Raw genomic sequence first — 7,608 nt, forward strand, 5'->3', positions numbered from 1 at the left:
GATGAAAAACCCAGTGGAACAACCCGACACCGAGGTCGGACGATCACCCACGCCCATACCCGCATCGCAGCGTCACAACGAAACTCGCAGCTGGCACATCAGCTCATCGGTGCATTCAGGCTTAACCGTCTCGTCGTGGTCGGCAACGGTGAAAGCAACGTGCCAGTGTGGTCGCTCGTCGTCATTGATGGTGGCCAGCCAGCCGATGGAGTCGGAGAATCCGGGCGGCACCATGTCGCCCGATTGTCGTTCGTGAATGTTCGGATCGACCGTTGCGGCCAAATGGTCCCCGTAGCCGGGTTGCCGAATCATCGTCGCGTACCCAATGTCGTCGAATGCCCAACCGAACAGCTGTGTGTAGAAGGCGCTCGCGGTCGTCGAGTCGTCGACGTGGAGATCGCTGAAGTTCCACGACCCTGGTGTGTTGGTGATCTGGGCACCTGGCCGTCGTTTGGCCTGCCACAGCCGAAACTGCACCCCCGTCGGGTCGGCGCAGACGACAGAAATTCCGCCTTCACCAGCAGACGTCGGCGGATCGACGATCCGTCCACCGGCAGCGGTCACACGATCGGCGGCGGCCAGTGCGTCGTCGACGGCAACGTAGGTATTCCAAGCAGAATCGCTTGTTGCGCCGGCTTCGGGTGGCTGTGACGGTCCACCGATTGCGGCCACGTCCTCGCCGTCCAGCTGAGCGATGACGTACCGGAACGGTGACTCCGGCGGCGTCGCATCGGTGAAGGTCCAGCCGAATACGCCGCCGTAAAATGCTTTTGCCCCTTCGACATCGTTCTGCTCGACATCGATCCACGAGGTAACACCCTCGGGGTAGGTCCGGATCATCACAAGCTCCGTTCGGTCGGCTCAATTTGCTCGGCTTTGTTGAACCCTGACCCGAACCTATCCGGGGGCACCGACACATACAACCGACGAACGGGGTTGCCGTCAGCCGACCTGTGCGCTCCGCACGGGCAGCGTCCAACCCGGCCGAATGAGGTGGCAGGTGTAGCCGGTAAATGTTGCGACCGCTCGGCGGATGAGGTCGTTGAGGTAACCAACTGCGCAGCAACATGTTTCCTGACGTGACCGGCTGGCCGGAACGGCCGTGCCTGGTCATGGTTGACTGCAGAAGGTTCCGACCATTACTGGCGAGCGTGCTGAACTTTCGGTGCCGGGTGTGAGTGGCGCTGGGGCGTCGATATGGAGAGCCCACGACAATAGAGGCGAGCGCATCGCGCCCCCTTCGGCATCGTTTCCACTCGGAACGGCCGCTGGCGTCCTCGACAAAGCTTGTTGAGATTCGCTTCCGGTTTTGACCGGTGGTGAGGTCCGCGCAACCCCTGGCGTGTCGAACCAAGGACCGGGATTGACAGCTATTCAAACAGTCCCGTTTCGGAACCAATGGTCGAGCGAGATCATGTCGATGTGACGTTGATCAATTCCGAGCTGCGTCGCGCGATGCAGTGCTCTCGCGCGGTCGATCGATCGGGTCGGCATGGTCCATCCGGTTCCGCTGGACTGACGAGCAAGGATATCTATGACTCGCGAGGGTGCGGGGGCATTGAGATGCACGGTGGACCCGGCGACAATTTCGGAACGCTGGGCGAGCGAGACAATGCCACGGGCGAGATCGTCAACGTCAATCGTGGAGAGAAGCGCAGTGCCGCAGTCGATCAGAGCGCCAAGTCTGTCGGTGATGGAGGTGAGGGTGGGGATGAACCAGAGATCCCCTTGCCCGTAGACGAGGTGCGGACGAACGACCACACCGCCGGCGTCGCGGATGTGTTGTTCGGCTATGGCGCGTGTGCGACTGGCAGAGGAGATCGGATTGAGGGGGACGCCATCTACCGGTAGATCTCGAAACGGGCCTGGCCCGTACACCGCCGCGGTACTGACGTAGAGCAACCGTTGGGCGCCGATGGCGGCAGCGACCGATGCAACGTTTCTCATGCCGTGCTGGTTGACTCGAATGCATTGCTGTTCGTCGCTGCCTACATACGAAACGCAACTGATGACGGTGGATGCCTGGTGCATGGCAGCACGCAGAGAAATGTCGTCGTTGATGTCCCCGACCGCAGCAGCCATTCCGGCGTCGGTGAGTTTCCTGGCTGCGCTGTGCGAGCGGACGAAGCCAACCACGTCATCTCCGGTTCCGGAAGCGATCTGTCTCATCACGGCCGAGCCGATGAAGCCGCCCGCTCCGAGTATCAAGGTGGTCACAACGGGTCCGTGTTGGGAACGCTGCTGCGGTGGCACTCGACGTATCGTGGAGAGACATACCCCAGGTATAGAGAGTGAGGTAGCACATGCAGGAGCGCGCTGTTCTCACGCGCCAGGCTGTCATCTTGGGCGCTGCGAAAAGTTTCGAAAAGGTTGGTTACTCTGCCAGCCTGGGCACCATCCTGCAGCATGCCGGTGTGACCAAGGGTGCGATGTATTTTCACTTCGCGTCGAAAGAAGAGCTTGCGCATGCGGTGATCGATGCGCAGCACGGTATGGCGATGGAAGGCACCCGGCTCGTGGCCTTCCACTCCGATACCGCGGTCGACACTTTGGTGTTGGTGTCCCAGGAGATGGCGCGGCAGCTGGTGACCGAGCCGATCGCGCGAGGTGGCATGCGCTTGACGATGGAAATCGGGAGTATCCAGGGGCCGATAGAGAAACCGTACTTGGACTGGATCGGATCCATCACACAGGTTGCTCTGCAGGCTGCCGAGGATGGCGACATCGTCGAGGGTACTGACGTCGATGCGTTGGCCCGGTTCATCGTGGGTTCGTTCACCGGAGTGCAGATTTTGTCGGAGATGTTGACCGGCAGAGCCGATTTGTACGAGCGGTTGAGCCAGATGTGGAGCCTGGTGTTGCCGACGGTTGTTCACGAGAGCAAATTGGCCCATGTGATGCGTCTGGCGGCGAGTGCACCCCGTACATGGGAACCGGTCCCCGTCTGACGCAGTCGCCTCGACGCTAACGGACTTTCCAAGCATGTTCATGGCGCGTCCACAACCGAGAGTTCGAGTTCCGCGGTCAGTGCCTGATTTTGAGTGAACCGAACGCAGTACCGGTTGTTTCCGCGCTCTGCCGCGTCGAGGAGGGTTGTCGATACTTCGCATGGCGTCTCCCATTCGGTGAACCGGGGGAAGATCGCGGAGAGTTCGGCGATCTGTGCTGCTGGTTGCCCGCTGCAGTACCGCAGTGCCTGCCGGGCAGCTTCGAAGATAACCATGCCGGGGATGTGATCGACGGGGTGGTCGAAGAGGGCGTGATTGTGTGGATCGGGAGTGCAGAACAGTCTCCGACGAGCATCGTCAGTGCTCAGGAGAACGTCCCGATCGGAAGTGCGTCCAACCTGCTCCGCGGCGATGACCACAGTGCCGGGTGGAACGGTGCGTTGGTTCGGGTACTGGTCGTCGCGGCCTTGCCGAATACGGCGATATCCTTCCGGGCTCACCCCTCGCGCGACGGCGCTGCATCGGGCAACGTCCTGTGTGCCGTCGGTCAGGGTTCCCGACACGTCGACGCCTGAGGCTGCTCCGTCGCGGTAGGTGACGTCGTTGACTGCCAAGCGGAACGTGAGCGGCGCTGCTGTCGAGTGCATCCGAAGCGCGCCGAGCATCTTCACGCTGAATTTTTCCATGAGGAATCGGTAGTGCAGCGGAATGTCGTAGCTGGTGTGGCACAGAAGTACTACCGTTTGGCGAAACGCTTCGGCGACACCGAGCGGGTCGTGCTCGTCGCCCGATGCGTCGAAGATCCGGTGTGACAACGGAAGTTGAACGGCGACGTCGTACGCGGGGCCAGGTCCGATGCTGTAGTCCGTCAGAAAGACTTCGGCGACAGCGTGCCTGTGGACAAGTTGGCGCGGCACAGTTCTTGTGTATTCCATTCTTGTGTAGAACCTTTCGATTTTCGAGCGCAGGCTTCGGCGTCGAGCCGTATCCAATCTTCGACGCTGGATCGCGTCGTCGAATCGTCACAATTGACTACGTTGTCGGACACAGAGTTTGATTCTGTGTGTATCCACCGAAGTGAGTGGAGTCGCGATCGCCGCGCAGCGCTAGTAGCGGCCGATCCGAAGTTCCAGCGGGATCGCGCGGGCATCATGGCCTGAGCGGTGCAGCAGTGCGCAGGCCTCCAGCTGGGAGTGCACCTCGAGCTTGTGCAAGATGCTTCGGATGTGGGCGCGAACCGTTGTGGGCGCGATATGGGCTGTTCGAGCGATAGCGTCGACGTTCCAACCGTTGTAGAGCGATCCCAGAATCTCGAACTCGCGATCGGTGAGGGTCGCGATCCGTTCGGATTCTTCGGCGCGTATCCGGATACGTTGCGCAAGAAAGGTTTTGTCGGGTAAGGGTTGATTAGCGTCGACACACAGAGCGGCGTGCACTTCATCGAGCAGAGATTGAAAGGGCAGTCGAGAGTTGATTGCGGCGTGTGCGCCCGCGGCAAGCCCGCGAATCATCGATGTACTGCTGCTGAGACTGCCGACCATAATCGCGCCCTTGAGTGCGGAGAGCTCCGTGTCCTTCCACCGGGCGCCTTCCAGGGGCAGGAGAACAAGCGCTGTGCCTCGATCACTGGAGTGGTGCGCCAACAGGTGTCGGTCGAGAGTCTGTGATCCGAAGTGGGCTCTCGCACTGATTCCAGCGACGATTGCATTGGCCAGTCCGCGTTCGCTACTGGGCGTGTATACGGTGACGGGCCTGGAGATTCTCATAGTGACTACACGGCAGGGATAGACCGGTCTGTCCGCGTTTCAACGTTTTCGAAACCAAATCGCCACGCTGCGACCCGGTTCTGGCTCACCGAACAGGAATTCCTGTCGGCCGGGCACTGTTGATGCGGCCCGTATCCGAACCGTCGGCCGAGGGACATCATGGGCGGCCAGCTCGTTCACGACGTCTCGCCGGACTGGGTGTGGCATCACTACGCCGCCGACTCGACCAGCTTCCTCGAACTGCAACACCCGCCGCAAGCGGCCCCTCGGTGACCCACCATGTGGCATCGGAAGGTTGGGCGCACAACAGCATCCGATGACGAGGTAGCAGAACAAGACCCGTCCGAGTGCCTGTTCCACGGGCCAGGAGCCGGCGGCAGGCATCGCAGTGCCGCCGACCTGGCCGAGCGGGCTCTACAAGTCAGGCCGTCAGCACCGACGATGGCGTGGACGAAAACATCGCCCGACAGGTGAGACACTGTGTCAGGATTCGTAGGTCCAGATGGGGCCGGGTCTTCGAGGGGAACGTACATGCCATCAGTCGGTAACGGACAGTCTGTGTCTCGGTCAGGGGGATCAGTGGGCACCAAACCGGTCGGGCCGGCACCGCCCTGTCCGACTGGTTCCGCCGGCCGGCGCCGAGGTAGGAGCGAAGGGTTCGAGTGGGGAGTTCAGACTACCGCTGCACTGTCTGACCGTTGCGCGCGGTTAGCCGCGTCACACCGTACAGAGCGAGTCCGACGAGTAGGAGAATGGCTGTACGTAGCCAAGTGGCGGCACTCTGCTGGGTCAGCAGCACCACACATGTCACGAGCGCCAGAATTGGCATGATCGTCGGGGTCGTGAAGTGACTGTGGTCCACCTTGTCTCGGCGCAGCACCAGCACAGCAATATTCGTACTGACGAACACGAACAACAGGAGAAGCACGACAGTCTCGGCCAATGCCGCCACGGAGCCTGTCGCGCAGAGCGCAATAGCGACGGCGGTGGTCGCAATGATCGCGGCCCACGGCGTCTGACGACGGGGCAGCACCTTGCTCAATGCGATCGGGAGTAGACCGTCGCGGGCCATTCCGAAGGTCAGACGCGACGCCATGATCATTGTCAGCAGTGCGCCGTTGGCCACGGCGATCAACGCGACGGCGCTGAACGCCGTCGGCGGTATCCCGACGTCGGCTACTCGGACCACCTCGAGCAGCGGCCCCGAAGAATCGGCGAGCTCTGCGGGTGAAACGACGATGGACACCGCGAGACCCACAGCGACGTAGACCAGTCCTGCAGTGACAAGCGCGGAGAACAGGGCACGCGGATACACCCGTCGAACATCTTTGACCTCTTCCGCGATATTCGCGGAAGTCTCGAAGCCGACGAACGAGTAGAAGGCGAGGAGAGCGGCGCCGAGCACTGCCAAGGCAGGCGAGATGTCCTCTTTGAACTCCAGCACGCGGGCCGGGCTGCCGTCGCCGCGGCCGAGAACAAGGGCAGCAAGAATCACGATCGCCACCAACCCGGAGACCTCTACGACGGTCATCACCACGTTTGCGCGAAGAGATTCGCTGATTCCGCGGGCGTTGAGCGCCGCGACGACGAGGAGGAAGACCACTGCGGCGGCGACCGTCGGGACGTCGAGGAACACCTTCAGATAGTCACCGGCGAACGCCAGCGACAATCCGGCAGCGCTGGTGACACCGGCGGCGAGCATGCAGAATCCGACGAGGAACGACACGATCGGCGACTTGTACGCATGGGCCGCGAACACCGATGCTCCACCGGCGCGGGGGTATTTGGTGACCAGTTCGGCGTAGGTGGAGGCAGTCAGCATGGCCATTGCGAGTGCAACCAGCAGGGGAACCCATACCGCGCCGCCTACCTCTCCTGCGACTTCGCCGACCAACGCGTAGATGCCTGCGCCGAGCACATCACCCAGAATGAAAACAAACAATAATTTCCCGGTGATTACCCGTTTCAGCGGTGTGCGAGCGGTCCCGGTTTCGGGTGATTCCGTCGCTTCAGGTGACTTCATTGCGCCGAAGTACCCCTGCCTACCCGACGCGAAACTGCCCAGGGCTTGCATGACCCCACCGAACACCCATGCCCAGCCGCCGCCGACAACGAAAACCCATTAGCTAGAACAGGATTCAACCGCCAGGGCGCACTCTGGACAAGAGCGGCGGCCCCGACCAGCGATCGGCGCGGCATGACTACAGCGCGGCAGAACAGGGCCGGTCCCGCGGCCGATTGTGTCTCGAGCGATCGTGGGCCCCGGCCACAGGCCATGGGCTGTCGTCATCCCCGGGCGCATCGACTCGCCCAGCCCAGGAACACCACATCTTATGAACGCTGAGATCCTAATCCCCAAGGGCGCGATGGTTCCAACTTCGATTGTCACCTCAGATGCCCATCTCGATTGGCCAGCAATTTAGCTCAACAGCCGTGCCTTCGCGGCCGTGTATACCTCCTCGCTGAGAACCCCCCTCTCGAGTCCGACTGACACAAACATCAGCGATCAACCCTCGGAAGTGACCCGACAGGGGGGTGCGGGCCGGTTGTGCCTCGACCGCGAACGCCACACCCGCATAGGCCGACCCTCCCGTTGGGCAGTGACTTGATTTCACCCGGCGAGCATGCCGCTCAAAGCTGGCTCAACCGTGGTTTGTGGCCACCTCACGCGGGTATGAGCGTACTGCAGCGGTAGTGCTGCAGTGTTTTCTGCAAAGGAGTGTGCGTGGACGGTTTGTTAACCGGTGATCGGCTCGAACTGAATCACCCTAAGCCTGAATACACCGATGAAGTGACAACTGAGCGCGAGTTGTGAATACGAAATGCCCTGTCGTGGTGAAAGAATCAATCTTGTCTAGGGAAAGATTCGGCCACTACGAAGGGCATCTCGCAGA

6 protein-coding genes are annotated in these 7,608 nt (G+C 61.4%); 1 reads left to right on the plus strand and 5 read right to left on the minus strand.

Annotated features, from left to right (window positions below; all coding sequences use genetic code 11):
* Window positions 1-72: 72 nt before the first annotated feature.
* Entirely contained in the window at window positions 73-840 is a 768-nt protein-coding gene (locus tag QMK17_RS25755) for a VOC family protein (protein ID WP_283512128.1), read from the minus strand.
* Between the two features lie 534 nt (window positions 841-1,374).
* Window positions 1,375-2,217, minus strand: coding sequence for an NAD-dependent epimerase/dehydratase family protein (locus tag QMK17_RS25760; protein WP_283512129.1), 843 nt, complete (start codon window positions 2,215-2,217; stop codon window positions 1,375-1,377).
* A gap of 86 nt (window positions 2,218-2,303) precedes the next feature.
* Between QMK17_RS25760 and QMK17_RS25765 the strand changes: the two genes are divergently transcribed.
* A complete protein-coding gene (locus tag QMK17_RS25765; protein WP_283512130.1) occupies window positions 2,304-2,948 on the plus strand; it encodes a ScbR family autoregulator-binding transcription factor in 645 nt (214 codons plus the stop codon).
* Between the two features lie 38 nt (window positions 2,949-2,986).
* Here the strand turns inward: QMK17_RS25765 and QMK17_RS25770 are convergent, their stop codons facing one another.
* The 3 genes from QMK17_RS25770 to QMK17_RS25780 form a co-directional block, all read right to left on the minus strand.
* On the minus strand, window positions 2,987-3,883 hold the full coding sequence (locus QMK17_RS25770; RefSeq protein ID WP_283512131.1) for a ScbA/BarX family gamma-butyrolactone biosynthesis protein: 897 nt from the start codon (window positions 3,881-3,883) through the stop codon (window positions 2,987-2,989).
* A gap of 171 nt (window positions 3,884-4,054) precedes the next feature.
* Window positions 4,055-4,714, minus strand: a complete 660-nt coding sequence (locus tag QMK17_RS25775; protein ID WP_283512132.1) for a helix-turn-helix transcriptional regulator — start codon at window positions 4,712-4,714, stop codon at window positions 4,055-4,057.
* A gap of 676 nt (window positions 4,715-5,390) precedes the next feature.
* Entirely contained in the window at window positions 5,391-6,737 is a 1,347-nt protein-coding gene (locus QMK17_RS25780) for an APC family permease (RefSeq protein WP_283512133.1), read from the minus strand.
* Window positions 6,738-7,608 lie beyond the last annotated feature (871 nt).

The sequence above is a fragment of the Rhodococcus sp. G-MC3 genome, from assembly GCF_030063335.1.
Lineage (GTDB): Bacteria > Actinomycetota > Actinomycetes > Mycobacteriales > Mycobacteriaceae > Rhodococcoides.